We start from the raw sequence: 25,997 nt of genomic DNA, 5'->3' as shown, positions 1-25,997 counted from the left end.
TTCTGTACACTTGGGCGCATGGTCGAGGAGAAGGCCCGCCGGGCCGGTCGCGGGGGACGCGAGCGCATCCTGGCGGCCGCCGCGGGCCTGTTCGCCCGACACGGCATCACCGGCACGACGATGGAGCAGGTCGCGGCCGCGGCTCCGGTGTCGAAACGGACGCTGTACCTGCACTTCCCGGTGAAAGACGATCTGGTCGTCGCCTATTTGCAGGACCTCGTGCGCTCCGGCGACACCCTGCACGACGTGCTCACCCGCACGGATCTCCCGCCGCGGCAACGGCTGCTGGCGATGTTCGACCTGCCGGACTCCGAACCGGTGCGCGGCTGCTTGTTCGTGGACGCGGCGGCCGAGTACCCCGATCCGGACAGTGCGGTGCACGCGTACGCGCGGGAGCAGAAACTGCTGATGCTCCGATTGGTGACCGACCTCGTCGCGGAACTGGGGGCCCCGGACCCGCTGGGGCTCGCCGAGCAACTGGTGACGCTGGCCGACGGAGCCGCGAGCCGAGCGATGATCCTCGGCGACCCCGGATACGGCCGCCACGCCCGGGCGGCGGCGGAGGTGCTGCTGGAGTGCGCACTGGGCTGACTCCGTGCCTGCGGGTTGTCCACAATGGACTCGGGCGGCTAGTGCTCCCGCCGATCGTGGGTCAGGCAACGGCACGGCGACCTGGAGTGCGGCGGCGCGGGCCGGGTCAGGAGCGGTCAGGGCGGGGGGCTGCCTGCCGACCGGCCGCTGCTGGCTGGCACCGGGCCGCGGGTGAGATGGCAGCGTGGGCCGGGTGAAGAGCGGGCAAGAGCGGAGGTGGCGCGGCTGTCCGCTGCCGGGCCGTGTCGGGCCGTCGTGCCGCTTCGGGCGAGCCTCGGGCTGGGGGTGAGATGGCAGCGCGGGCTGGATGAGATGGCAGCGTGGGTCGGGTGAGATGGCGGCGCTGGTCTGGTGGAGAGCGGGCAGGGGTGGAGGCGGCTGTCCGCCGCCGGGCCGTGTCGGGCCGTCGTGCCGCTTCGGGCGAGCCTCGGGCCGCAGGTGAGATGGCAGCGCGGGTCGGGTGAGATGGCAGCGCTGGCCGGGTGAAGAGCGGGCAAGGGCGGAGGTGGCGCGGCTGTCCGCCGCCGGGCCGTGTCGGGCCGTCGTGCCGCTTCGGGCGAGCCTCGGGCCGCGGGTGAGATGGCAGCGTGGGCCGGGTGAGATGGCAGCGCTGGCCGGGTGAAGAGCGGGCAAGGGCGGAGGCGGTGGGGCTATTCGCCGCCGGGCCGTGCAGGGCCGTCGGGCAGCTTCCGCCGAGCACCGGGCCGCGGGTGAGATAGCAGTGCGGCCCGGATGAGATGGCAGCGTGGGCCGGGTGAGATGGCAGCATGGGCCAGGTGAAGAGCGGGCAAGGGCGGAGCCTGGGGTTGCGACCGCCCTTGCCCGAACCGGCCGGGAGGGTCTGGCCCGGCCGGTTCGTCCCCCTTGGCGTCGGTCCCACCCTCCCGGCGGACGCGACGCACCGTGGAGGACGCTGCCGGGACGGTATGGAACAGGTCTTGAATACCGCTGGAATCCGCAGGTCAGCGCGTTGCCGGGCGGTCGGCGAGCGGCACCTCGCGGACGAAGTGCGCGGCGGTGAGGGACAGCAGCGCGACGACGAGCGTCCCGATCGCGACCGCGTGCAGGCCGTCGGTCACCGCGGCCGGTGTGGTGCCGCCGGCGAGCGCGCCGACGTACAGCGAGCCGAACAGGGCCGCGCCGATGCCGCTGCCCAGCGTCCGGATCAGCGAGCCCAGGCCGAGTGCCGCGCCGAGGTCGCGGGGTTCGACGCTCAGCCGGGTGATCAGGATGGTGGTCTGGATCAGGCAGCCGAGCCCGGCCCCGAGCGGCAGTCCGACCAGCGACGCGAGCAGCGGGTCGGTGTCCGGGCCGAGGAAACACACCCCGGCCATGCCGGCGGCGACGCACGCGCTGCCGATGATCGGCAGGATCCGGAAACGGCCGGTGCGGCGGAGGTACCTCGAACTCCCGTTCATCACCGCGACCATTCCGGCGGTCGTCGGGATCAGCAGCAGCCCGCTCAGCGCCGGCGGCACCCCGCGCGCGTTCTGGAAGTACAGCGGGAGGAAGGCGACCGTGGCGACCATGGTGACGTTGAAGGCGAATCCGAGCACCTGCGCGAGGGCGAAATTGCGGGTGCGGAACATCCGGAACGGGACGAGCGGTTCGGGACAGCGGCGTTCCGCCAAGACGAACGCGGTCAGCGCGGCGACCGCGACCGCGCACAGTCCGAGGATCGTCGGCGAGTTCCAGGCGTAGCGGGTGCCCGCCCAGCTGGTGACGAGGGTGAGGCAGACGACCGCGGCGACCAGCAAAACCGTTCCGGCGTAATCGATTCTCGCCTTCCCGCTCTTCGGCGGCAGCCGGACCCCGACGACTGTCCCGACGAGACACAGCAGTCCGAAGGGGACATTGACGTAGAAGATCCAGCGCCAGTCGAGCGCGTCGGTGAGGAAGCCGCCGATCAGCGGACCGCCGACGAGGGAAACGCCCAGCAGCAATCCAGTCCAGCTCGAAATCCGCGTGGATTCCTGGGGTGGCACCAGGACCTGGACCATCGCCATCGCGCCGACGAGCAGCCCGCCCGCCCCGATGCCTTGCAGCGCGCGGAAACCGATCAGCGCGCCCATGGACGGGGCGAGGCCGCAGAGCATGGATCCGGCCAGGAACACCGCGACCGACACCAGGAACATCGCCTTGCGGTCGAACTGGTCGCTGAGCTTGCCCCAGACCTGGGTGGACGCCGCGATCGCCAGCGCGTAGGCGGTGATGATCCAGGTCATCGACCCCGGGCCGCCGAGATCCGCGGCGATGCTCGGCAGCGCGGTGGCCACGATGTAGCTGTCCAGCATGCCCAGCGCCATGCCGGACAGCGCCCCGGCGACGCCGATCTTGACGCGCGGGGTGAACGGGCTGGCTTCTTCGGGCACGGCGGTTTTCGGCATGGACGTCCTTCCCCCGGGAGATGTGCTCACACGGTAGCCATAAAAGTGCCCACTAGGCAACTTTGCCTGGTGGGCACTTCAGGCTGCGCGGCGGGGAGTCCTCCGGGCCGGGTTAGGCGAGTTTCAGCAGCAATTCGCTCAGCTCGACCGGCATCGTGATCATGCAGTCGTGCCCGGTCGGCAGCTCCCACACCTGCGACGGCGTCCCGTTCGGCTGGATCGCGGGCACCGGGCGGCGGACGATGCCTTCCGGGGTCGCGCCGACGCAGTGGATGTGCGTGCGCGGGATCGCCCGCGCGGCCGGGTTGTCGAGCCGCACCGGTTGCCGCAAGCAGCGCACCGGCTGGTCGGAGAGCATTTCGCGCAGCCAGGCGACGTCGGCCGGATCGGTGACGCCGAACAGCCCGAACGGTGCGGGCCGCTCCGGCAGCGGCGGAACGCGCCAGCCGTCGCCGTGCTGTTCGGCGAGGTCGATCAGGCTTTGGCTCACCGGCTGGACGTCGACCGCGGTTTCGCCGTCCTCGGGCACCATCGCGTCGAGGTAGACCAGCTCGGCGACCCGGTCCGGCACCTCGTTGGCGGCCGACGAGACGACCAGCCCGGCGTAGCTGTGGCCGACCAGGACCACGTCCTCTTCGCCGCGGAGCAGGTCCACGACGTCCTGGACGTGGGTGTCGAGCCCGACTTCCGGGCTGAGCAGGTGTTTCTTGTCGCCGTAGCCGGTCAGCGAGGGCGCGAGCACCCGGTGCCCGGCCGCCTCCAGCAGCGGGACCACCCGGTCCCAAGCCCGGCCGCTGTGCCACGCGCCGTGGACCAGCACAAACGTCGTCATATCAGGATTCCTCGGGGTTTTGCGGTTACCGGAAGTAACCCGGTACTGTTCGAGAACCATCGTGATCGCCTGTGTCGCGGCGGGCAATAAGGCACTCATTAGTGCCCCGGTTCTCCGGAGGTAACCATGGCCGACGAGGTGTGCCGGACCCGAGTGGTCCTGGAGATCGTGGGAGACAAGTGGGCGCTGCTGATCGTCCGCATGCTCCGCGACGGCCCGCGGCGGTTCACCGAACTCAAAAAGGAAATCGAAGGAATCAGCCAGCGGATGCTCACCGTGACGCTGCGGGATCTGGAGCGCGACGGGATTCTCACCCGGACTGTCCACAATGTCATGCCGCCGCACGTTTCCTACGAGCTGACGGAAATGGGCCGGACCCTCCGCGAAGCGACCGCACCATTGCTGGAATGGAGCGTCGAGAATTTAGCGAAAATCGAAAAGGCGCGCGCGGATTACGACGCGCGCTGAACGGAATGCGCCAATTCGCTGAACCGGCGCAGCAGCGGATCGCTTGACCGGCGCGTCGGCCACAGCAGGCGCAGTGCCACGCGGGGCGCGTTGCGCAGCGGGAGATGCGCGACGCGGGCGTGCGTATGAGCTTCCGCGGCCGAGGTGGTGGTCGATCCGACAGCCCGGCCGGACGCGATGATCGTGAGCCATTCGTCGTAACTGCCGCACTGAAGCACCCGCGCGGGCCGGTTTTCCGGCGGCCAGTCGAGCGGGCTGGTCGCGCCGCTGACCGTGTTCACGACCACTGGATGCGCGGCCAGTTCCGTCCAGTCCAATTCCGCGCGCGTCGCCAATTCTGAATTCGCGGCGACGGCGGCCAGCCGGTCTTCCTCGAACAGCAGGGTTCCGCTGATTCCGGAAGCGTCGATTTCCCCGCGCACCAATGCCGCGTCGACGTCGCCGGAATGCAGCGCGGCCACGATGTCGTCGCGCCGCAGGAGGGTGGCGGTCGCGCCGGTCGACGTTTCGAAAGCGGTCAGCAAATCGCTCGCCCACGGATCCGGCAGTGCCCACTGGAATCCGATCCGCAGCCCGGCGTTCCCGCTCGCCGCGGCGAGCGCGGTGTCGAGGTCGCGCAACACGACGCGCAGCCGTCCGAGCAGTTCCCCGCCGGCCTCGGTCGGTTCGGCGCCGTGCGGCGTGCGCTCCAGCAGACGGGTGCCGACCGACTCCTCGAGCTGCTGGATCGTGCGCGTGAGCGCTGGCTGGGTGATTAGCAGTTCGCGGCTCGCGGCCGTGAACGTGCCGCACGTCGCGACCGTCACGAACGCGCGCAGATGCCGCAGTTCGACCTCCATGCCCGGCAGCCTACCCAGCTATGCCCGCCGCGCATGGCGTCGCCGTGACAGGCATTTCCCTGCCAGGTTCCGGATTTCTAGCGTGGGAGGCATGGACCAGGAGACCTTCCCCGGCTGGCTCGTCCGCGACGCCTCCGGTGCGACGCTCGACCGGCTCGACCCGGCGATGCTGGACGACCTCGACACCACCGTCCGGGTGCGCTGCTCGAGCATCAACTACAAGGACGCGCTCGCGCTGCACGGCCGCCCCGGCGTCGTCCGGCGGCATCCGCTCGTCGCCGGGATCGACCTGACCGGCGAGGTGCTCGCGTCCCGGCATCCGCGCTGGCAACCCGGCGACCTGGTCACGCTCAACGGCGCCGGACTCGGCGAAGACCTGCACGGCGGCCTCGCCGGCGTCGCCGCGGTCAACGGCGACGACCTCGTCCGCGTCCCCTCGCGACTCGGGCCCCTGCGGGCTGCGGCGATCGGCACCGCCGGATTCACCGCCGCGCTCAGCCTGCTCGCGCTGGAACGCCACGGCCTCTCGCCGGAAACGGGCCCGGTCCTGGTCACCGGCGCGGGCGGCGGCGTCGGTTCGATCGCGGTAGCGCTGCTCGCGGCGGCGCGCTACGAGGTGATCGCCGCCACCGGCCGTCCGGCCGAACTGTCCGCTCGACTCGCCGCACTGGGCGCGGTTCAGATTCTCGACCGCTCGGAGCTTGCTTCTTCCGGCAAACCCCTGGGCAAACAACGCTGGGCAGGCGTGGTCGACGCGGTCGGCGGCTCCGTCCTCGCCGGTGCGCTCGCTGGCCTGCAACACTCCGGCGTCGCGACGACCTGCGGACTCGCCGGGGGCGCCGAGTATCCCGGCAATGTCCTGCCGTTCATCCTGCGCGGTGTCTCCCTGCTCGGGATCGACTCGGCCCGCACCCCGCCGCTCCGCCGCGAAGCCGCCTGGCAGCGCCTGGCTCAGCTGCTCGATCCGACGGTCCTGGACTCCGTGACCCGGGTCGTCCCGCTCGCGGAGGCCAAGGATGCCGCCGCTTCGCTTCTGGCCGGTGCCGGCACCGGTCGCATCGTGGTCGACGTCGCTTCGGCCGGAAAGGAACAATAATGGGTGCTTTCGAGGAATTGATGTCGTTGCGCGATGCCCCGCGCCCCGCGGCCGGCGAGGTCACGATCACCGGCTCGGATCCGCTTTTCGCGTCTCCATTCCGGATCGGCGAGACTCTCGCCGACGCACTCGCCGCCCGCGCGGTCGCCGCGAACGATTTGTGGGAACTGCGCACCGGACGTCGGCAGAAGATCGCCGTCGACGTCCGCGCCGCTGCCGCCACCGCACTCGGCGGCGAAGACATGACGCTCATCCGTGCCGAGGATGGCCACTATCGCCCCGCGCCGCTTTCGCCCGCCGTTGAGCACATGGTTTCGCTCACCCAGCCGTGGCCGACCGCCGACGGACGCTGGTTTCTGCCGCATTTCAACCTGCCGCATCTGGAACGCCTCGTGCTGGACGTCCTCGGCTGCGAGCCGACGCCGTTTTCGGTCGCCGCGGCTGTCGCCAAGTGGAAGGCCGATGATCTGGAAGACGCCATCGCCGCGGTCGGTGCGTGCGGGGGAGTGGTGCGGACGCCAGAGGAATGGCTCGCGCACCCGCACGGCGCATACCTGGCTTCACGCCCGGTTGTCGAGATCACCAAAATCGCGGATAGCGCGCCGTCGCTGCTGCCCGCTGGCGGCGCTTCGCCGCTCTCGGACGTCCGGGTCCTGGACCTGACTCGCATTCTGGCCGGTCCGACCGCCGCGCTGAGCCTGGCCGAACACGGCGCGAATGTACTGATGGTGACCGCTCCGCACCTGCCGCAGGTGGCACCGTTCGTCCGGGATGCCAGTCATGGCAAGCGAAGCACGTACCTCGATTACTCCACAGTGGACGGTGCGGCTCGATTGCGTTCCTTGGCCAGCACTGCGGATGTGTTCGTCGAAGGCTACCGCCCGGGCCGGATGTCGGCACACGGCTTCGGTCCGGAGGATCTCGCGGCGCTGCGTCCGGGAATCGTCTACGTGAGCGTGAACTGCTTCGGATCCGGCGGCCCGTTCGGAATGCGCGCTGGATGGGATCAGGTCGCGCAAGCCGTGACTGGTGCGTGTGTGCTGCAAGGCGGCGACCGTCCACAGTTGACTCCGGTGTACCTGTGCGATTTCCTGACCGGTTTTCTTGGTGGTTACGGCGCGATGCTGGCTTTGGCGCGGCGGGCTCGGGAAGGCGGGTCTTACCACGTGCGGGTTTCGCTGTGCCAATCGTCTATGTTGTTGCAGCGGCAGGGTTTGTTGACCGATTACGCGGATGCCCCGGGCCGTCTTTCGCCGGAGGAATTCGAGCGGTACGCGGTTTCGGATCCAGGCACGGTTTACGGCGACTTGAAGAGCCTCGGGCCGGTGATCCGGATGAGCGAGACCCCGCCGCGGTGGGAGGGGACGACGCCGGAGCTGGGGAGTTCCCCGCCGGAGTGGTGACCGGGTCCGGCCCGTTCTGCCGGGATGGTTTCCTCCTGCTTCGGATGGGTGCCTCGCAGGCGGGATTCGGGCGGTTCTCCGCGTTGCGTGCGTTCCAGGCCGCGAGCCTTTTTCTCGTACTGCGCCGCGAATTGGATGCCGCGGCGAACCGTCGGGTTGCCAGAAGTTCGCGGGGTGAGTATTCCATCGGGGCCGCTTCGAGGCTGCTCGCGGTGAGGATCGCATTGGCCATCGTCGATCACGGAGGTGAGATTCGCGACGGCCGCGCACTCTTTGCGTTCGTGGTGCGGTCGTCGCCCAAGGCTTCTTGCTCCGCGTCGGAGAGCTGCCGGCTGACTCGCCAGGAGACCGGCAGGCCGGCGAGTTCCGGGCGACGGTCGCTCCGGCCTGGCCGGTCGGCGCGGGGTCGGGGATCACCGGCCGCGACGAGTTCGTCCTGGCCGGTCCTGCGGTGCCGCGGGTTTCGTTGACGGTCCCGACTGTGCCTTCCGGGCGTTCGGGTGCTGCGTTTCGCGGCCGGGGTCCTGGCATTCTGTAGCGGCTCGGGCCGCGCGCAGGTGTCCGTCAGGGATGCTTCGGACCTCGCCTCCAGGACCGCGTCGGTTTGCTTGGCGAATTTTTCGCCTTCGGGATCATCGCTCCGTGCGGCCATCGGGGCGGCGCTGAACACGTGCGGGTCATCGACGTGCTTCAAGGAGAGGTTTGCCACCAGAAGTTCGTTGCGGGCCAGGATCCGCGCCGGTCCTCCCGGTTTTTGCCTGTGCGGCAAGAGGGAGGACTGATGGCGTCGCACGAAGACGAAATGGACCAGGGCAGGGCCGCGCTGGCGGTGCGGGATTTCCCTGCCGTATCCCGGCATTTCGGGCGCGCGCACAATCTCGGCCACGACGTGCTGGCCGATCATCTGGCCGCCCACCGCGGGCTGCTGGCAGCGGCAGCTCGACCGGGCCGGGACGCAGCTCTTCCTGATGGGCCGGCGCTGTTCGACCGGAACCGGCGGAAACCGGAGGGGGCTGCCTGAACGGAGTCGCCGTGCCCGCGCCGAACTTTGTCCGAGGACGTACTATTGTGGCTGGGCGGGGACAGGCCCGGGCGGACTGGACGGTCTGCCGGGGCACGGGTGCGTAGCTAAGGTCGAGGGATGTCGACAGCAGTGGGTGGGTCAGCGAAAGGCGGCTCCCGGGCGGGGCGGCGGGTGAGCCTGGAGGCGCCCGCGGATCTCGCCGCGGCTCCCGGGTATGGGGCTCGCCGGCTGTATCAGGCGTATTTGGCGGCGTGGAATCGGCATGTCGATTCGGTGCTGACCGGGCCGCAGTTCGCGGTGCTGTCGGCGGTGCGGGCTTATCCCGGGTTCGACCAGACGGCGCTGGCCAAGGCGGTGGCCCTGGATACGTCGACGATGGCGGACGTGTGCCGCCGGCTGGAGAACCGGGGCCTGATCGCCCGGGGGCCCGCGCCGCACGATGCGCGGGCGAAGGTGCTGACGCTGACCGAGGACGGGGCGGCGGCGTTTCGCGAGGTGACCCGGCGGACGCGGAAACTGGATCAGGCGTTGCTCGCGGACTGCCCGGCGGAGCGGCGGGGGGAGATCGCCGGGTTGCTGAACGAGCTGGGGGCGTTGTGGGAAGCGGTTGCTGAGCGTCGGGAGATTTGAGTCTGGGGGCGGTTCGGTCTCGGCTCGTCGCCTGGCGGCGACATTGCTGGTGAGGGCTGCGTGGGGCACCCCGAAGCCCATTGTGATGACGGTCCGGGGGTGCTTGTCAAGGCGGGAAAGATGCCTTAAACGTGTCGCTGCGTGCTGACCTGGCATTTTAGCCGGACGAGGCTCTCACCTGGTCGTTACGGTGTCAAGGGGTCGTCGCCAGTCGCACATCGGCGAGCCCGAGTCGCAGTTTTCCTCTCTCTTCCCACGTTCGTTCCCACAAACGGCGCGAGATCGGGGGCGGGATAGCCACCCGGCCCGCTGGGCCTCGCATGCCTCCCGAAGAGGTCGTGAGGGCTGTTGAGCCGAACCTTTGGGGCTCGGTTTCGCGACCGTGCCGCCGGACCTCGGCTCAAGTCCACGGTCGCATCCATTGCGCCGGTACAAGCGGCTCCTTGAGAACCCCACGTCAGACCTCCCCCGCGCGCGTCTTCGGTGCCACGCCCTTGACCGTCCTGTCCGCGCCCGGCACCATGGTCGAGCAGATTTCGCCAACTTCGAGCAAGGAGCACCTGCGCGCGGAGTTTCTTGGAAAAGACCCCGAGTCCATCGAGGGCGAGTCGCCCACGCTGTTTGCCACGGACGGACCGACCGCATCACCTGCATCGCTCAGGGGCGGAAGGTCACCGACCCGCAGGTGCTCGCCGACGTCGGCCCGGTGCCCGACCATGAGACGCTGATCGAAATCCTCGAAGACGGGGGAATCCCCGCGTACGGCGTCGATGACCGCCGGTGCCGCCTTGATCGAGAGCGGCGCTTCGGGGGAGCTTCAAGGGAGTTGTACATGATCCCGAGCGCCTCCGCTTTTTCGTACGCTTCGCGGGAGCGCTGTGCGACGCTGTCCTCCGACGGCTCGTACGCGTTGGTGATCGCGACCGTACGTGCGGAACTGTCAGCGGATTTCTTGGCCTTGCGGTCGATCACGTCCTACATGGCGTGACCTTTGTTGTTCGCCAGCCAGTGGTGAGTTTCCCGGCAACCACCAGGGTCGGCCTGCCGCCTTCAAGGGCCCGGGGTGACGAGGTGACGGCTTCGACGCGGACTTGGCCGCGGTCCGCGTAGATGATTTTCTTGCCGAGATCGATGTTGTAGCGCTGGATTGCCCGTTTGGAGATGAGCTGCGGGAACAACGACACCGTGTTCCGGCTCCGGTCCTTGCTGACCGCAGCGATTTGGACCCATGCCTCGGGATGCGGCTTCGCTACCGGTTCGCCGTCTTCGTCGAAGTGCGAAAAACGGCATGGGCCAACGAATTCCACTGCCGACCATGTGGTCAGGATAGGGTCCTTGCCCCGACCCTTGAGGCGCGACGACAATCCCGTCGCGATAAAAGAACCGTCCATTGTGGTCAATTGGGTACCAGCGGAGCGTGAGCCAGGCCTGCTCGTCGGTCTAGCGCTGCGGGCGTCCATCGCCGTGCTGGAACCAGTCCGCGGGTCCATCCGAGGAGTTGCCAGCCCAGAGTCAGTTCCGGCAGGACGAACCGGCCGACCAGTTCGCCAGCTCGGCCCAAGCTTGCCCGGGGAGTAGACCGGTGCATCGAGCGCTGTCACGAGCCAGCACCCTGCATTCCCCGGGAGAGCCGTGCGAGGCCATGGGCCTGGTTTCGCCAGAGAACGAGAAAAGCTATGAAATAAATGCGGCGTAGATTGCCCACCTCGAACGCTCATTGCGCCGGCCCAACAATCGGTGCACAGAACCGGCGGTCACGCACCGGCTTCAAGCATCCAGATACCGAGCATCGGGGGTGCAAACCCTCGGAGAAGGCCTTCGTGGACATTCCCGAGCAAGCGGGTGGTCGCCGCGCCTGAGTAGAGCCCTGCTGGTCTCTCTGTCCGCGACAGAAGTGACCCTCAGTAAACAGACTTGCCCCGCATGCGGCCACCAGGGTGATCTTGTGCCCGTAGTGTCGAAAATTTGTCACATGTCTGTATTGTCGGTGAGAGTGTTGCCTGTACATGACAGGCTTCCGAAAGTTCTAATAGTGCGTGACACACATTTAACGGGGAGTAAATTGTGGTCAAGCTGAAAAGACGTTTTGCGCGACGCGATTCAATTGCCTTAACAGGCATCTTCGCGGCGTTTGCCATGGCGTCGACGATTTCGCCTGCAATGGCATCCGCTGGCGGGCAGGATCTCGGGTCGACCGATTCATCGATCGGTACTTATTGTGCACAAACGTACGTGAAGAAGGTTCCCGGGAAGCCGGAAGCTATCCTGACGCACAAGGTGTGCGGTTCAACAGAGAAGGAAGTGCGGGCCAAGCTGCCCGTGACTGCGGCGTCCACACTGCTTGCGCAACTGTTCGAAAACCCCATAGGCCAGGCCGGTCTGCGAACCGACATCTACGCAGATTCGTTCTGTGATCCTGCCGGATGGGGGTTCTCTGACCTTCGCGCCGCGAACGATGCCGTCCGGGGCGCGACCCACATCAAGACCTTCAATTCGTGCAACGGCGGGGAGCTCTACACCGATACTCACTATGGGGGTCTCTGCCACAGGTGGAGTTACGCTTGGGAGTTCAATTTCCCCGGCGGTTGCAACGATCGACTGCATTCGATGAAGTTGTACGCCTATCCCGGCCCTCAGTAAAATTGAGTCTTCTGGTCCCGGCTCATGGGAACGTGAGCCGGGACCAGCCTCTTATTCGGTGCCGGGATGGATGAACCTGGCAAGGTCAGCATGAAACTGGTTGGGTGTGGGCATTCGGCCTTGGCTTGCGATGCGGTACTCCGCCTCGGTGGTGGGCTTGGAGAAGTCGAGGGAGTATCGGTGCCCGTTCTCCGGGACAAAGTCGAGGTAGTCGGGTGAGATCCCGACGCCGATGGCGAAGAGGTAAGAGTCGTCCAGTTTGCCGGTGACTGCCAGCCAGGCACCGGCGTAGTGGAGCACGGCAGCGTGCAGGCTGTGCCCGCCGACAATCCATGGTGTGGGTGGCCAGGTGTCGATACCCGCGACCAGATCGTCTAGGTGGGCTCGGATGCCCTGAAGCACTGCGCGGCGGTTTTCGGGCACGTGAGAAGGCTCGATGACAGTCAGGAACTTGCTGAGGGCGCGTCCAGGCGCTTCCCACTCCAGCGGTCCGGTCCGATCTTCGAACGATGTCTTCGGGACGGTCCCGACCAGCAGGCCGGCGCAACCCTCGGCCCAGTTGTGGCCGAACCAGATCCCGGCCGCAGGATTCCTCTCCAAGTCATGCACCCAGTGCGTCCCCTCGTCTCTCCACGCGGAGAGGTCATAGGCGACAAACGGCAGTGCCGGAGAGGCGTGATCGGATAGAGACAGACGTTCAGCTTGGGCCATGCCCACCATGGTGCACCCCACGCCGATCGGATGCTCAAGAGAGGTCGAGCGCGCGTTCGAACGCCTGGGCAGGCGTGTCCATAGCAGGATCACCGTCCATGCCAGCCGCACCGGACTGGCGCATGAGCACGTCACCTGGGCACGAGCGATTCCGGCTACGCATCAAACTGCCGGGTACCCGGCCAGTGGTGTCCGCCCCCGAAACTTCAGTCGATGAACACGGCCGTCGTTGCGCCTCCGTGGCCGTGGGTGGCGCGCGCTGCGTCAAGGTCGAGCCCGACGGCGATGCTGTGGTTTTCGCCGTGCCAGGGATTGTGACCGGGCGTTTGGCCAGACCGCCCGTCGGCAACTACTCCAGTCCTCGACACGCCGGTCGCATCCTCGACACGTTCCAGCGCGAGGCGCGTGGTGCCTCGGTCGTTCCGCCTCTGTGAGTTGGAGCGTGTCGATGGGCGAGAGCAAGGTCCCGTTGAGGTTTCGGAAGACGAAATCGCCGAGGCGTCGTCCGGCCGCGACTCCTGGAGGGCCCGGGGAGCCTCGACGCACCGCGGCGTCAACGACATCACTTGCGTGACCTTCCCTTGGGGTAGGACCGCAACGTCTTGTCGGGCTCCATGACATCCCGGACCGTGACCTGCGGCACCTTTGCGTCGAGGTCGAGCCGCATCCGGCGAAGACCTGCGACCTCGGCGGCGCGCAGGCCGCAGTCAAAGGCGAGCAGGCAGCCGCGTAGAACCAGAACGGCACGTAGTCGGTCAGGAGACACAGGCCCTGATCGGTGAGAATCCGCTGCTCGACCGCGACCTCAATTCCGTTGGCGCAGCCCTTCTCGACATAGCCCTTGGCCTGGGCGAAGCGCATGATCTGCCGCATGTACACCATGCGGCTTTCGATCGTGGAGGACGACATGCCTCGCTCCTCCTTGTCGAGGTACTCCAGGAACTTCTCCTGAGAGACCTGCCGCACGTCGTACCGCGCGAACGCGCGTGAAAGGACGTTCACCGCGCTTTTGCGCGCGGAGTGGGGTGGTGTGTCAGCCCGGGGCGAGCGAAGTGGCGTGGCGTCGGTCCTGCTGTATCAATCAATCCGGCCGAGTAGCAGTCGCTGCCGCATCGGTCTCGCCCCACTGCGGCGCGGTCTGAAGTGCCGCATCGCCTCGTTCGGTGACTGCCCCGGCGCCCACCGCTGCCGAAGTCTCCTCTTGGCACGAAAATCCCGCCGGACTATTGCGTGTTCGGATAATCCGTGTTCGGATTAACCGCGTCCGGGTGACGGGCGGGCGGAGGCGGCTAGCGGGTAGGAGGTCGAGCAGGTGGCGGCGAGTCAGTCTTTCGAGGTAGTGGTCGCCGGAGGCGGGTTGGGCGGGCTTTGTGCCGCCTTGTCGTTGCGGCAGCGCGGGTTGCGGGTCACCGTGGTCGAGGCGGCGCCGCAGCTCGGGGAGATCGGGGCCGGGATTCAGACGGCTCCCAATGCCAGCCGGATTCTGATTGGGCTTGGGTTGCGGGCCGAGTTGCAGAAGGTGCGGTGCGAGCCTCAGGATCAGGTTCGGCGGCGGTGGGCCGACGGGAGCATTATCGCGCAGTTGCCGCTCGGGCAGCGGGTCGTCGACAAGTACGGGGCGCCGTATTGGCATTACCACCGGGCGGATTTGCATTCCGTCTTGCTGCGGGCGTGTGTGGACCCCGACGGGGCCGGGCCGGTGGTGAAGGTGGCTACTGCGGCCAAGGTTGTCGATCTCGATCGCGGGAATCCCGAGAGGCCTGCGGTGATCACCGAGGACGGGCGGCGGTTCGAGGGCGACGTCGTCGTGGGCGCGGACGGGATTCGGTCCGCGGTAAGGGATCTCGCCGGATTCGACGACACGCTCGCGTTTTCCGGCGAGATGGCGTATCGGGCGTTGATTCCGGGCGATTCGATCGCGGCGGATCCGGCTACCCGCTTCCTGGTCGACCGTTACCATTCTACGATCTGGTATGGCCCGGACAAGCATCTGGTGCACTACATGATCCGCGGCGGCGAGTACCTCAACGTGGTGGCGATCGTGCCGTGCACGGAGGACGTCGAGAAGAACTGGAGCGCGCCCGCCAGCGCGGAGCAGCTCGCGGCCGAGTATTCCGATTGGGACGACCGCGTGCCGATGATGCTGTCGAAGGCCAAGGACGACGTTTCGGTCTGGGCGATGTACCGGCGGCGGCGCGATCCGGTGTGGGTCGACGGGCGCGTCGCGTTGCTCGGGGATGCTTGTCACGCAATGCTTCCGTACCAGGCGCAAGGGGCGTCGCAGGCGATGGAGGACGGGGCGGTTCTCGCGGAGGAGCTGGGGCAGGCGACTCGCGAGGGGATCGACAGCGCGTTGGCCCGGTATGTGCACCGGCGCGCCAAGCACGCGGGGATGGTGCAGGACGCGTCCCTGCGGAACATGAGTTTCTACCACCTGCCGGACGGCCCGGAGCAGCGCGAGCGCGACGAAAAGCTGCGGAGCTTCGTCGGCGAGTCCGATGTGTCCTACGACTGGCTGTGGAACGGAACCCCGCTCAACGACCCGGACAACGAATCGATTCACTACCAGTTCGCCCGATAGCACGAAACGGCACACGCAGACTTCGCAAAGGAGCAAAGGCTATGCGTACCGGAGACCAGGTGGTCCAAGACTTGCCGTGGCGCTGGCGCGTCCAGGGCAAGATCTTCCTCATCGGCGGGCTCGGCTACATGTTCGACGCCTGGGACGTGGCGCTCAACGGATTCCTCACCCCCTTGGTCGGCACGGAATTCGGGCTGTCGGCCACGCAGCGGGGGTTTGTCGCTACCGCCAATCTGATCGGCATGGCGGTGGGGGCGGTCGCCTGGGGGACGGTCGCGGACCGGATCGGCCGCAAGCGGGCTTTCAGCATTACGTTGCTGCTGTTCGCGTTTTTCTCGGTCTTCGCGGCGCTGTCGCCGAATATCGAGGTGTTCCTGCTGCTGCGGTTCCTCGCCGGAGTCGGGCTCGGCGGGTGCATTCCGGTGGATTACGCCATTGTCAGCGAATTCTCGCCGCGCAAGCAGCGCGGGCGCGTACTGTCCGCAATGGACGGTTGGTGGCCGGTCGGCACGACGCTGGCGGGGGCGTCCGCGACGCTGCTGGTTCCGGTTTCCGGGAACTGGCGGTGGATGCTGGTGCTGATGATCCTTCCCGCGGTGCTGTTGTTCTGGGCGCGGCGCGGGGTCCCGGAATCGCCGTTGTATCTGGTGCGCAAGGGACGCGAGGCGGAAGCGCGGCTGGTCATCGACGATCTCGTCGAGCGTACCGGCGCGCCGAAGGAGCCGTACCGGATTCCGCCGGCGATTCAGGAGGACAAGCGCGGTGGCGGGGTGTTCGCGGCGGTCGACCAGCTGCGCCGGGTCTGGGCGTACAACCCGAAGGTCACCGGGGTGGCCTGGGCGCTTTTCATCACCGTGATGCTGGTGTACTACGCCGCGCTCAGCTGGATGCCATCGATCCTCAAGGCACAGGGGTTCGGCGAGATCGCGGCGTTCGCTTCGACCACTTTGATGAACGCACTCGGCATCGTCGGGGTCGTGGTGGCGGTGCTGCTGGTGGACCGCATCGGCCGCAAGCGGGTGATCGCCGCGGCCGGGCCGCTGGCCGCGGTCACGCTGGTGATTTTCTCGCTGGTGCTCGGCTCGGCCGGGGCCGCGGTGGTGGCGATCGGCGCGTTCGGGCTGTTCTCGCTCATCGTGATCCCGGTGATGTACGCCTTCGTGTCCGAGCTGTACCCGACGGAGCTGCGCGCGTCGGGCTTCGGCTGGGCCTCGTCGTCCAGCCGGGCGGTCACCGGGTTCGCGCCGTTGCTGTTCGGCAGCGTGCTGTGGCCGGTGCTGGGGCTGCCGCTGACGTTCGCGCTGCTCGGCCTGCTCGTCGTCGGGGCCGTGGTGTTCATGGTCTTCTGCGCGCCGGAAACCCGGGGCCGGGAGCTGGACCGGATCGACGGCGAGACCTCGCCCGAGCCGCATCAGTCCGAACTGGACGCGGTCTGATCCGCCGCCGCAGAAAGGAAATCGCATGAAGCCCGCCGCGTTCGCCTACCATCGGGCGCACGACGTCGCCGACGCCGTCGGCCTGCTTTCCGACCTCGCCGGACGAGGCCGGGAGCCGAAAGCGATCGCGGGCGGGCAGAGCCTGATGCCGATGATGAGCTTCCGCCTGGCCCGCCCGAGCGACCTGGTCGACCTCGGACGGCTGCGGGACCTGCCGGGGATGACCGACATCGCGCACGCCGGTTCCGCGCTGGCCGTCGGCGCGATGACGACGCACCGCCAGGTCGAATTGGCCCGGCTCGGCCCCGGTTTCGCGGTGCTGTCGGAGGCGATGCGGTACGTCGGGCACCTCCCGATCCGGTCCCGCGGCACGGTCGGCGGCAGTCTCGTGCACGGCGACGCCACGGCGGAGTGGTGCATGCTCGCGCTGCTGCTGGACGCGGTGATCGTCGCGGAGGGTCCGAACGGCCGCCGGGAGATTCCGGCCGGGGAGATGTTCTACGGCTTCTACGCGACCGCGGTGGAGGCGGACGAGGTCGTCACCGAGATCCGGTTCACCCGGGCGGCGCCGAAGGCCGCGTTGACCGAGTTTTCCCGGCGTGCCGGGGATTTCGCGACGGTCGCGGCGGCGGTGTCGCTCGAAGCCCGCGCGGACGGGTCGCTGGAAGGCGGCCGGGTGGTGCTCGGCGGGGTCGCGCCCGCGCCGTTGCGGATCCCGGAGGCGGAGGCGGTGCTGGCGGACGGCGCGCCGGAACCGGAGTTGTTCGCCGAGTGCGGCCGGGCGGCGGCGGAGGCGATCGAGCCGCGGAGCGACGCGCAGGGGAGCGCGGACTATCGGAGGGCGTTGACGAGAACGTTGGTGGCGCGGAGTTTGGGCCAGGCTTGGGAAAAGGGGACGAGCGGATCCGAGGCCGCGGCGGCGGGAGGCCAGGGTTGGCAGGGGGGTGGTCGGTGATGGCGAGCAACCCCGAGGAACCCCGGTTCGACGGTCGGGGCGGCAAGTGGATCGGCGCGTCCGTGCGGCGGCGCGAGGATCCGCGGCTGGTCACTGGCCGGGGACGGTTCGTCGACGACATCCGTCTTCCCGGTCTGCTGCACGCCGGGTTCGTGCGGGCGACCGTCGCGCACGGCAAGATCACCGGGCTCGACCTCAGTGCGGTCCGCGAGGTCGACGGCGTCGTGGCAGCGTACTCGGCGGAAGACCTCCAGCTCGGCGACATGGTCGCATTGCTGGACCGCCCGCCCGAGGAGTTCACCCCGACCACGATGCCGATCCTGGCGCGCGGCAAAGTGCGGTTCGTCGGCGAGCCGATCGCACTGGTCGTCGCGAAGGATCCGTACGCGGTCGAGGACGGCATCGAGGCCGCGCAGGTGAGTTACGAGGTCCTCGACGCCGTGGTATCCGAGGAGACCGCGCTCGCCGAGAACGCTCCGCTGGTGCACGAGGACGCGCCGAGCAACGTGCTCCTCGACGTCACCGCGTTCGACACCCCGGGGGTGGACGAAGCGTTCGCGGACGGGTGCGTGATCGAGCTGGTCACCCGCAGCGGCCGGCAGAACGCGTTGCCGCTGGAAACCCGCGGCGCGGTGGCGTCCTGGGACGACCGCGACGAGCAGCTTCTCGTCCAGACGTGCAGCCAGGTGCCGCACCAGGTGCGCACCGTGCTGGCGCGTTCGCTGCGGATTCCGGAGCGTTCGGTGCGCGTGGTGGTCCCGGACATGGGCGGCGGCTTCGGGCAGAAATGCGTGGTGGGAAGGGAGGAAATCGCGGTCGCGGCGGCGGCGAAACGGTTGCGGCGTCCGGTGAAGTGGATCGAAGACCGCAGCGAAGCGCTCGCGTCCGGGTTCCTCGCGCGCGAGCAGCGGTACCGCACCCGCGCCGCGTTCGCGCCGGACGGCCAGCTGACCGCGCTGGAGTCCGACATCGTCTGCGACATGGGCGCGTACTCGTGCTATCCGTTCACCGTCGGCATCGAACCGTTGATGGCGGCAGCGGAAATGCCGTCGGTGTACCAGGTTCCGGCCTATCGCGTGCGGGCGAGGGCGATCGCCAGCAACAAAGCGCCGACCGCACCGTATCGCGGGGTCAGCCGTCCGCAGTACGTGATGGTGATGGAGCGGATCATGGACCTGGCCGCGCGGAAGCTCGGGCTCGACCCGGTGGAGATCCGCCGCCGCAACGTGATCACCGAGTTTCCGTACACCGGCGTCAACCAGGTCACCTACGATCCCGGCAGCTACCTGGAATCTCTGGAACTAGGCGAAAAGATACTTCGCGACGAGGGCTGGTACGACCTGCGCGAGAAGAACCCGCACATCGGAATCGGCTACAGCTGTTTCTCCGAGCGCACCGGCTACGGTTCGGAGGCGTTCGCGAAGCGGAAGATGACCGTCGTCCCGGGATTCGACGTGAGCGAGATCCGGATGGACCTCACCGGTTCGATCGTGGTCACCAGCGGCACGGTCAGCCACGGGCAGTCGCACGAGACGACGTTCGCGCAGATCGTCGCGGAACGGCTCGGCGTCGACCTCGCCAAGGTCAAACTGCGTCAAGGCGACACCGAACGGATTCCCTACGGCTGGGGCACTTTCGCGTCGCGGTCGGTGACCATCGGCGGCTCCGCGGTGGCGACCGCGGCTACCCGGCTGGGCGAGCAGCTCTGCCTCATCGCGGCGCACCTGATGGACACCCGCGTCGAGAACGTCGGCCTCGACGGCGACGGCGGAGTGATCCAGCTCGACGACCCCAGCCGGCGGCTTTCCTTCGAGGAGATCGCCGACGTCGCGTACCTGCGCAGCCACCTGCTGCCCAAGGAAGCCGAGCCGACGCTCACCGCCACCGCGGCGTTCGACGTCCCCGGCGACGGCACGTTCTCGAACGCCACCCACGCGGTGGTGGTCGAGGCCGACCCGGGCACCGGGCAGGTGAAAATCCTCCGCTACGCCTGCGTCGAGGACTGCGGCGTGGTGATCAACCCGAAGGTGGTCGACGGACAGGCGCGCGGCGGCATCGCGCAGGGCATCGCCGGCGCGTTGTTCGAGGAGGTCACCTACGCCGAGAACGGCGAACCGTCGGCGGCGAGCTTCATCGACTACCTCGTCCCGACCGCCGCGGAGATCCCCGACATCACCGTCGACCACCTCGAAACCCCTTGCGCCTTCACCGAAAGCGGCGCGAAGGGAGCCGGGGAGGGCGGCACGATCGGCGCGCCCGCGGCGGTGCTGAACGCGGTCAACGACCTCCTCTGGCGCACCGGGGTCCAGCTGGAGCAGACCCCGATCCACCCCGAGTCCGTCCTCGCCGCGCTGAGCGCGGCCGACCGGGAGAAAGCGGGTACCGGCGCATGACCGACAAACAGCTGATCGTCCTGACCGTCAACGGCGAGGAGCACGAACTGCTCGTCGAACCGCGCTGGACGCTGCTCGACGTGCTGCGCCACCACGTGGGCCTCACCGGCACGCACGCCGGCTGCGAGCACGGCGTGTGCGGCGCGTGCACGATCCTGGCCGACGGCGAACCGGTGCGCGCCTGCCTGATGTACGCCGTGCAGGCGGAAGGCTGCGCGATCCGGACCGTCGAGGACCTCGGCACCCCGGAGGAGCCGAACGATCTGCAGCAGGCGTTTTCCGAGCACCACGGCCTGCAGTGCGGGTTCTGCACGCCCGGTTTTCTCATGCTCGCCGAGGGGTTCCTCGCTCAGGAACCGGCTCCGACGCGCGAGGAGATCCGGGAAACGGTGTCGGCGAACCTGTGCCGCTGCACCGGATATCAGACCATTGTGGACGCTATCGAGGCGACCGCCGCGAAGCGGTGCGCCGAGTCCGGCAGGAAAGAGGACGCGGTCCGATGATTCTCGAGAACACCCTTGACCTTCCCGGCGATCCGGACACGGTGTTCGCGCTGCTCAACGACGTCGAGCGGGTCGCGGGCTGCCTGCCCGGCGCGGTGCTGGAGGGCCGGGACGGCGAGTCCTACCTCGGCAAGGTCAAGTTCAAGGTCGGCCCGGTCAGCGCCGCGTACGCGGGCAAGGTCCGGTTCACCGAGATCGCCGAGGGCGAGCGGCGGCTGCGGCTGTCGGCGCGGGGAGCGGACAGCCACGGCAACGGCGACGCGGAAGCGGACGTCACGCTGACCCTGGCGCCCGGGCCGAAGGGCTCGTCGCTGAACCTGCACACGGATCTCGTGGTGCGGGGCAAGATCGCGCAGTTCGGCAAGGGCGCGATCAGCACGGTGTCGAACCGGATCCTGCAGCAGTTCGCGGAGAATCTCGGTGCGCTGCTGGAAAACGGCGGCACCGCACCGGAACCGGCCGAAACCGCCCCCGCCGCGGATTCGCTCGACGGCCTGGCGATGCTGGTGCCGCCCAACGCGAAGCGGTATCTCCCCGTCGTCGCGGCGGGCGTGCTCGGGCTGTTCCAGGGCTGGCTGCTCGGCCGGGTCCGGTCGCAGCACAAACTGATCAAGGAGCTGCTGCGTGAACGCTCCTGAGAACGGACTGCACGGCGCAGAGACCGACCAGACCTACGCCCGCGCGGGTTTCGGCGCCGCGGTGCCGAGAGGAACCGCGCCGGTGCTGGTCGTGGTCGACCTGACCCGCGGCTTCACCGAACCGGAATTCCCTTCTGGCGCAGACCTTTCCGCGGAAGTCGAAGCCGCCGGCGCGCTGGTCCGGGCCGCCCGCGAGAGCGGGGCCCCGGTCGTGTACACCGCGATCAGCTACACCCCTGCCGAGGCGGACGGCGACGCGATCGCGTGGCTGCGCAAGGCTCCCGGCATGCGCGGCCTGCGCGACGGAAGCGCCGAAGTCGCGCTCGATCCGCGGTTGGAACGGCACGACACCGACCAGCTGATCGTCAAGAAGGGCGCGTCCGCGTTCCACGGCACGGGTCTCGCCGCGCTGCTCACCGGCCTCGGCGCGGACACCGTGCTGATCTGCGGTGCGACCACCTCGGGTTGCGTGCGAGCCACCGCCGTCGACGCGGTCCAGTCCGGATTCAACACGCTCGTCGTCCGCGAAGCCTGCGGCGACCGCGCGCGTGGACCGCACGACGCCGCTCTCTTTGACCTGCAAGCGAAATACGCCGACGTCATCGGGCTGAGCGAGGGCGTCGCGCTGCTCGCCAAGGCCCGCTAGGAGTTCCCGCATGTCTTCCGTTTCCGCCCGGGTGCTGAACCAGCCCGCGCTCGCCGAACTGGCGGACGTCCCGGCGCAAAGCGTCTGGGTGCGCTCCGGTTCCGTCCGGCTGCACGTCCTCGACTACGGCCCGGCCGACGGCGTCCCGCTCGTGGTCCTGCCCGGGATCACCAGCCCGGCGATCACCATGGACTTCGTCGCCCGCGAGCTGACCGACCTGGTCCGCCCGCTGGTGCTGGACATCCGCGGCCGCGGCCTGTCCGACGACGGGCCCGGCTACGACCTCGACGCGTACGCCGCGGACGTCGAGGCGGTTATCGACCAGTTGAACCTGTCCGCTCCGCTGCTGTTCGGCCACTCGATGGGCGCGCGGATCGCGGCCAAAGCCGCGCTGTCCGGCCGGATCGCGGGCACTGTCCTCGCCGATCCGCCGATGAGCGGCCCCGGACGGCCGTACCCGACCTCGCTGGCGGTCTTCGAATCGCAACTGGACCAAGCGCAACGGGGGACCAGTGCGGACGAGGTCGCCGCCTCGTGGCCGCGATGGCCGCGCCGGGAGCAGGAACTGCGCGCTCGCTGGCTCGCTTCGTGCTCTCGCTCCGCGATCGCGGCCACGCACGCCGGCTTCGAATCCGAGGAATTCCTTCCGCTGTGGGAAAATCTGCCCGGACCCGCCGTGCTGGTGTACGGCGCGGAGAGCCCGGTGGTGACCCCGGCGGATGTCGCGGTGCTGGAGAAATCGGCACATCAGCTGGCGCCCGTGGCGGGTGCCGGGCACATGATCTTCTGGGACGAGCCCCTGCCCGCCCTGCAGGCGCTGCGCTCGGCGCTGAAGGACCTGCTCGCTCGCTAGCCGGGGCGGCTTTTTCGTACTCGGATAATCCGTATTCGGACAATCAAGGAGGTCGCCATGGACCAGAACCTGTTCAACGACATCTGCTTGCGCCAGCTGACTTTTTCCGGCGTGCACGAGGGGGAGACGGTCGTCGTGCTGACGCGCGGCCACGAACGCGCCGAGTACGCGGACGCCTTCCTCTGGGCCGCTCAGCAACTCGGCGCGGCGACCTACCACCTGCGGCTGCCGTCGCCGGCGAGCGCGTCCGGCGCGTGGGCGGTCGGGCAGTCCGGCCTGGACCAGCTGCCGCTCGCCGTCGAGGCGCTGAAGGCCGCGGACATGGTCGTGGACTGCACGTTCCTGCTGTTCAGCGAGGAGCAGTTCGCCATTCAGGCCGCCGGAACGCGGATCCTGACCGCGGTTGAGCCGCCGGAGCTGCTCGCCCGGCTGATGCCGACGAAGGAACTGCGCGAGCGCGTCGAGATCGGCGCGGAGCTGCTGGCCAAGGCCAAGACCATGCGGATCACCAGTCCGCACGGGACGGACGTGACCTACCAGCTGGGCGTGTATCCGACGATGAGCGAGTACGGCTACACCGACCAGCCGGGCCGCTGGGACCACTGGCCCGCGGCGTTCGTGTTCACCGGCGGTTCCGACGACGGCGTGGACGGCAAGATCGTGCTCGCGCCCGGCGACGTGCTGCTTCCGTTCAACACCTACGTGCAGACGCCGGTCGAACTGACCATCGAAAAGGGTTTCATCCAGGACATCCGCGGCGGCGCGGGCTCGTCCGGGCTCGACGCCGACCTGCTGCGCAGCTACATCGAGTCCTTCCACGACCCGCGCGGCTACGGCATGTCGCACGTCGGCTGGGGCCTCGACGAGCGGGCGCACTGGCACGGCCTGACCCAGTTCCCCGGCGGCATGGGCATGGAGCTGCGCAGCTTCTACGGCAACGTGATGTTCTCGATCGGCCCGAACAACGAACTCGGCGGCCCGAACGACACGGCGTGCCACTTCGACATCCCGATGCGCGGCAACAGCCTGTACCTCGACGACGAGCTGATCGTCGACGCGGGCGAGCTGACCGTGAAGGACATGCGCCCGGCGGCGAAGCGATGACCGACCACCACATCGGGATGATCGTCCCGAGCTCGAACCTGACCATGGAAACCGAACTGCCGCGGATGCTGCGCGCCCGCGAGGAGCGATACCCGGAGGACCGGTTCGTCTTCCACTCCGCCCGCGCGCGGATGCAGCACGTGACGCCGGAACAGCTGCGCGCGATGAACGCCCAGGCGGAACGCGCGGCGACGGAACTGGCCGACGCGCGACCGGGCGTCGTCGCGACCGCGTGCCTGGTCGCGATCATGGCGCAGGGGCCCGGTTATCACTGCACCGCCGAGGAGTCGATCACTTCGGCATTGCGCGCGGAAGGCTCGGACGCGCCGGTGGTTTCGTCGGCGGGTGCGCTGCTGTCCGGCATCGCCGCGTTGGAGGCGAAGCGGGTCGCGATCGTCACGCCGTATCTGAAGCCGTTGACCCAGGCGGTGATCGAGTACCTGGAGGACGCGGGCGTCGAGGTGGTCGATTCGCTCTCGCTGGAGGTGCCGGACAATCTGGCGGTAGCGCGGCTGGACCCGGCGGATCTGCTGGCGCACTACCGGAAACTGGACCTTTCGCGGGCGGACGCGCTGGTGCTGTCGGCGTGCGTGCAGATGCCGTCGCTGCCGTCGATCCAGCCGGTGCAGGACGCGGTGGGGATCCCGGTGCTGTCGGCGGCCACGGCGACGACCTTCCGGATTCTCAGCGAGCTGGGGCTGCGGCCGGAGGTGCCGGACGCGGGGCATTTGCTGAGCGGGAAGGTTTCGGCGGCGCGGGCTGCCTGATCCGCGGAACCCCGAGGGCGGCGTCGGCCCTCGGGGTTCGCTGCGTTTTTACCGCCGGGCGACCGCCAGCTCCCGGACCCGCGGCGCGACTTCCCGGGCGAACAACCGGATCGCGTCGACGGAGTCCACTGACAGGAGAAACGCGCTCATCCCGTGCGTGAGGGCCAGTTCGGCAAGCTGCTCGGCCCACTCGGAGCTGCTGCCGGACGGAATCCCCGGCAGGTTGTACAGCCGCCGGATCTCGCTGGGGGAGCGGCCGGCTTTCCGGGCCGCCTCGTCGATCAGCGCGTTCGCGGCGGGCAGGCGGTCCGGCGGGATGCGGGTCATGCTCGGCAGCCAGCCGTCCGCGGCGCGGCCGATCAGCCGGAGCATCCGCGGGCCGAGCGCGCCCAGCCAGATTTCCATGCGGTGCACCGGAAACGGGCCGGGCGGACTGCCGGTCAGCCGATGGTGGGACCCGGGCACCGTGGCGGGCGGCCCGGGTGTCCACAGTGCACGGACGACGGCGATCGCTTCCGTGAGCGCGGCGAAGGCTTCGCCGGGCGGATACCGCGGGCCGCCCTGCGCGGCGATGTCGTCCCAGTACGCGCCGGCGCCGAGGGCGAGTTGGGTGCGGCCGCCGCTGAGCAGGTCGAGACTCGCGGCCGAGCGCGCGAGCACCGCCGGCGGGCGTAGCGGCAGGTTCGCGACGTTGGGGAACACGCGCAGCCGTTCGGTGCGCGCCGCGACGACGCTCAGGACGGTCCACGCGTCGAGCAGGTCCGGCCGGTACGGGTGGTCGGGGACGCTGAGCAGGTCGAGCCCAGCGGTGTCGGCGGCCTCGGCGAGCCTGGTCACCCGGCCGGGACTGGCGGCTTCCGGCAGGAGGATGACGCCGAACTGGAGGTCGTGGCCGTAGTCAGGCATCGGCGGCCCGAAATCGTGTCATGACGACATGATTACCGGACGGAATGATATCTGTCCAGCGGTAGGATTCCGGCATGGACGAACTGCGCCCGCCGACCCTGCTCGCGCTGCCGTCGTACCTGGCCGGGCACGTGGCGCGGATCGGGCGGCGGGAACTGGCCGGCGCGCTCGAGACGCACGGCCTCCGGCTGCCGCATTTCGCCGTGCTGGCCGGGCTTTCCGACTTCGGGCCGCTGGCGCAGCACGCGCTCGCCGACCGGCTCGGCCTCAACCGCAGCCACCTCGTCGGCTACCTGGACGAACTGGAACGCCGGGACCTGGTCGGCCGCGAACGGGACCCGGACGACCGGCGGCGCCAGCGCGTCGCGCTCACCGCGTCCGGGAAGGCGCTGACGCGGGAGCTGAAAGCCGAGGCCAGCCGTTCGCAGGACGTGCTCCTTTCCGCACTGTCCGCGAAGGAACGCGAGACGCTGACCTCCCTGCTCCGGCGGGTGGTGGCCGCGGACGACCGGGCACAGGCGGCCGGGTAGTTCCGCTCCGGGTGGTTGCCGTGCGGCACAACGGGTAACCGGAGGTTTCCCGACACCCGAGGAG

The 25,997-nt window shown here is 68.8% G+C and carries 26 protein-coding genes; 19 read left to right on the top strand and 7 right to left on the bottom strand.

Annotated features, from left to right (window positions below; genetic code table 11):
* Nucleotides 1-18: 18 nt before the first annotated feature.
* Nucleotides 19-591: a TetR/AcrR family transcriptional regulator gene (locus F9C11_RS32240; protein WP_409181127.1), complete on the top strand. Its 573-nt coding sequence runs from the start codon at nt 19-21 to the stop codon at nt 589-591.
* A 962-nt stretch (nt 592-1,553) separates the two neighbouring features.
* Here F9C11_RS32240 and F9C11_RS32235 read toward each other — a convergent pair.
* Entirely contained in the window at nt 1,554-2,978 is a 1,425-nt protein-coding gene (locus F9C11_RS32235; protein ID WP_409181126.1) for an MFS transporter, read from the bottom strand.
* A gap of 112 nt (nt 2,979-3,090) precedes the next feature.
* A complete protein-coding gene (locus tag F9C11_RS32230) occupies nt 3,091-3,810 on the bottom strand; it encodes an alpha/beta fold hydrolase (RefSeq protein ID WP_409181125.1) in 720 nt (239 codons plus the stop codon).
* Between the two features lie 126 nt (nt 3,811-3,936).
* Here F9C11_RS32230 and F9C11_RS32225 point away from each other — a divergent pair, with 126 nt between their 5' ends.
* A complete protein-coding gene (locus F9C11_RS32225; RefSeq protein ID WP_409181124.1) occupies nt 3,937-4,278 on the top strand; it encodes a winged helix-turn-helix transcriptional regulator in 342 nt (113 codons plus the stop codon).
* On the opposite strand, the gene F9C11_RS32220 is transcribed toward F9C11_RS32225, so the two are convergent.
* On the bottom strand, nt 4,263-5,117 hold the full coding sequence (locus F9C11_RS32220) for a LysR family transcriptional regulator (RefSeq protein ID WP_409181123.1): 855 nt from the start codon (nt 5,115-5,117) through the stop codon (nt 4,263-4,265). The two genes, F9C11_RS32225 and F9C11_RS32220, sit on opposite strands and share 16 nt — an antisense overlap.
* Before the next feature lie 91 nt (nt 5,118-5,208).
* Between F9C11_RS32220 and F9C11_RS32215 the strand changes: the two genes are divergently transcribed.
* Together F9C11_RS32215 and F9C11_RS32210 are read left to right on the top strand one after the other, a co-directional pair.
* Nucleotides 5,209-6,213 (top strand): MDR family oxidoreductase, encoded by a 1,005-nt coding sequence (locus tag F9C11_RS32215; protein ID WP_409181122.1) that lies wholly within the window; start codon nt 5,209-5,211, stop codon nt 6,211-6,213.
* Nucleotides 6,213-7,616, top strand: a complete 1,404-nt coding sequence (locus tag F9C11_RS32210) for a CoA transferase (RefSeq protein ID WP_409181121.1) — start codon at nt 6,213-6,215, stop codon at nt 7,614-7,616. The genes F9C11_RS32215 and F9C11_RS32210 overlap by 1 nt, the downstream gene beginning before the upstream one ends.
* 238 nt (nt 7,617-7,854) lie before the next feature.
* On the opposite strand, the gene F9C11_RS32205 is transcribed toward F9C11_RS32210, so the two are convergent.
* Nucleotides 7,855-8,532 (bottom strand): hypothetical protein, encoded by a 678-nt coding sequence (locus F9C11_RS32205; protein ID WP_409187103.1) that lies wholly within the window; start codon nt 8,530-8,532, stop codon nt 7,855-7,857.
* Between F9C11_RS32205 and F9C11_RS32200 the strand changes: the two genes are divergently transcribed.
* From F9C11_RS32200 to F9C11_RS32190, 3 genes are all read left to right on the top strand, one after another.
* Nucleotides 8,446-8,637, top strand: a complete 192-nt coding sequence (locus F9C11_RS32200) for a hypothetical protein (protein ID WP_409187019.1) — start codon at nt 8,446-8,448, stop codon at nt 8,635-8,637. The two genes, F9C11_RS32205 and F9C11_RS32200, sit on opposite strands and share 87 nt — an antisense overlap.
* Nucleotides 8,638-8,769: 132 nt before the next feature.
* Complete coding sequence (locus tag F9C11_RS32195) at nt 8,770-9,270, top strand: MarR family winged helix-turn-helix transcriptional regulator (protein WP_409187018.1); 501 nt, start codon at nt 8,770-8,772, stop codon at nt 9,268-9,270.
* A 685-nt stretch (nt 9,271-9,955) separates the two neighbouring features.
* Nucleotides 9,956-10,258, top strand: coding sequence for a hypothetical protein (locus F9C11_RS32190; protein ID WP_409181120.1), 303 nt, complete (start codon nt 9,956-9,958; stop codon nt 10,256-10,258).
* Here F9C11_RS32190 and F9C11_RS32185 read toward each other — a convergent pair.
* Complete coding sequence (locus F9C11_RS32185) at nt 10,239-10,670, bottom strand: hypothetical protein (RefSeq protein ID WP_409181119.1); 432 nt, start codon at nt 10,668-10,670, stop codon at nt 10,239-10,241. The two genes, F9C11_RS32190 and F9C11_RS32185, sit on opposite strands and share 20 nt — an antisense overlap.
* Before the next feature lie 664 nt (nt 10,671-11,334).
* Here F9C11_RS32185 and F9C11_RS32180 point away from each other — a divergent pair.
* Nucleotides 11,335-11,910 (top strand): hypothetical protein, encoded by a 576-nt coding sequence (locus tag F9C11_RS32180; protein WP_409181118.1) that lies wholly within the window; start codon nt 11,335-11,337, stop codon nt 11,908-11,910.
* A gap of 51 nt (nt 11,911-11,961) precedes the next feature.
* Here F9C11_RS32180 and F9C11_RS32175 read toward each other — a convergent pair whose 3' ends face one another.
* Complete coding sequence (locus tag F9C11_RS32175; protein WP_409181117.1) at nt 11,962-12,621, bottom strand: hypothetical protein; 660 nt, start codon at nt 12,619-12,621, stop codon at nt 11,962-11,964.
* A 1,312-nt stretch (nt 12,622-13,933) separates the two neighbouring features.
* Here F9C11_RS32175 and F9C11_RS32170 point away from each other — a divergent pair.
* The 10 genes from F9C11_RS32170 to F9C11_RS32125 are packed head-to-tail and all read left to right on the top strand — an operon-like array spanning nt 13,934 to nt 24,497.
* A complete protein-coding gene (locus F9C11_RS32170; protein WP_409181116.1) occupies nt 13,934-15,202 on the top strand; it encodes an FAD-dependent monooxygenase in 1,269 nt (422 codons plus the stop codon).
* Between the two features lie 41 nt (nt 15,203-15,243).
* Nucleotides 15,244-16,638, top strand: a complete 1,395-nt coding sequence (locus F9C11_RS32165; protein WP_409181115.1) for an MFS transporter — start codon at nt 15,244-15,246, stop codon at nt 16,636-16,638.
* A gap of 25 nt (nt 16,639-16,663) precedes the next feature.
* Nucleotides 16,664-17,593, top strand: coding sequence for an FAD binding domain-containing protein (locus tag F9C11_RS32160; protein ID WP_409181114.1), 930 nt, complete (start codon nt 16,664-16,666; stop codon nt 17,591-17,593).
* On the top strand, nt 17,593-19,986 hold the full coding sequence (locus F9C11_RS32155) for a xanthine dehydrogenase family protein molybdopterin-binding subunit (protein WP_409181113.1): 2,394 nt from the start codon (nt 17,593-17,595) through the stop codon (nt 19,984-19,986). Before F9C11_RS32160 ends, F9C11_RS32155 begins: the two co-directional genes overlap by 1 nt.
* Nucleotides 19,983-20,489: a (2Fe-2S)-binding protein gene (locus F9C11_RS32150; protein ID WP_409181112.1), complete on the top strand. Its 507-nt coding sequence runs from the start codon at nt 19,983-19,985 to the stop codon at nt 20,487-20,489. Before F9C11_RS32155 ends, F9C11_RS32150 begins: the two co-directional genes overlap by 4 nt.
* The gene (locus tag F9C11_RS32145; RefSeq protein ID WP_409181111.1) at nt 20,486-21,127 is read left to right on the top strand and encodes an SRPBCC family protein; all 642 of its coding nucleotides are present in this window, start codon (nt 20,486-20,488) and stop codon (nt 21,125-21,127) included. Before F9C11_RS32150 ends, F9C11_RS32145 begins: the two co-directional genes overlap by 4 nt.
* Nucleotides 21,114-21,773 (top strand): isochorismatase family protein, encoded by a 660-nt coding sequence (locus tag F9C11_RS32140; protein ID WP_409181110.1) that lies wholly within the window; start codon nt 21,114-21,116, stop codon nt 21,771-21,773. The genes F9C11_RS32145 and F9C11_RS32140 overlap by 14 nt, the downstream gene beginning before the upstream one ends.
* 10 nt (nt 21,774-21,783) lie before the next feature.
* A complete protein-coding gene (locus F9C11_RS32135; protein WP_409181109.1) occupies nt 21,784-22,626 on the top strand; it encodes an alpha/beta fold hydrolase in 843 nt (280 codons plus the stop codon).
* Between the two features lie 57 nt (nt 22,627-22,683).
* Nucleotides 22,684-23,730 carry a leucyl aminopeptidase gene (locus F9C11_RS32130; protein ID WP_409181108.1) on the top strand — a complete coding sequence of 349 codons (1,047 nt, stop codon included), beginning with the start codon at nt 22,684-22,686 and terminating at the stop codon, nt 23,728-23,730.
* Complete coding sequence (locus F9C11_RS32125; RefSeq protein WP_409181107.1) at nt 23,727-24,497, top strand: Asp/Glu racemase; 771 nt, start codon at nt 23,727-23,729, stop codon at nt 24,495-24,497. The genes F9C11_RS32130 and F9C11_RS32125 overlap by 4 nt, the downstream gene beginning before the upstream one ends.
* Nucleotides 24,498-24,545: 48 nt before the next feature.
* Here the strand turns inward: F9C11_RS32125 and F9C11_RS32120 are convergent, their stop codons facing one another.
* A complete protein-coding gene (locus F9C11_RS32120; RefSeq protein WP_409181106.1) occupies nt 24,546-25,403 on the bottom strand; it encodes an LLM class flavin-dependent oxidoreductase in 858 nt (285 codons plus the stop codon).
* 74 nt (nt 25,404-25,477) lie between these two features.
* Between F9C11_RS32120 and F9C11_RS32115 the strand changes: the two genes are divergently transcribed.
* The gene (locus tag F9C11_RS32115; RefSeq protein WP_409181105.1) at nt 25,478-25,933 is read left to right on the top strand and encodes a MarR family winged helix-turn-helix transcriptional regulator; all 456 of its coding nucleotides are present in this window, start codon (nt 25,478-25,480) and stop codon (nt 25,931-25,933) included.
* Nucleotides 25,934-25,997: the final 64 nt, after the last annotated feature.

The sequence above is a fragment of the Amycolatopsis sp. VS8301801F10 genome (assembly GCF_046195355.1).
Lineage (GTDB): Bacteria > Actinomycetota > Actinomycetes > Mycobacteriales > Pseudonocardiaceae > Amycolatopsis.
Note: the sequence above shows the minus strand (reverse complement) of the source record. Positions and strands in the feature narration are given on the sequence as shown.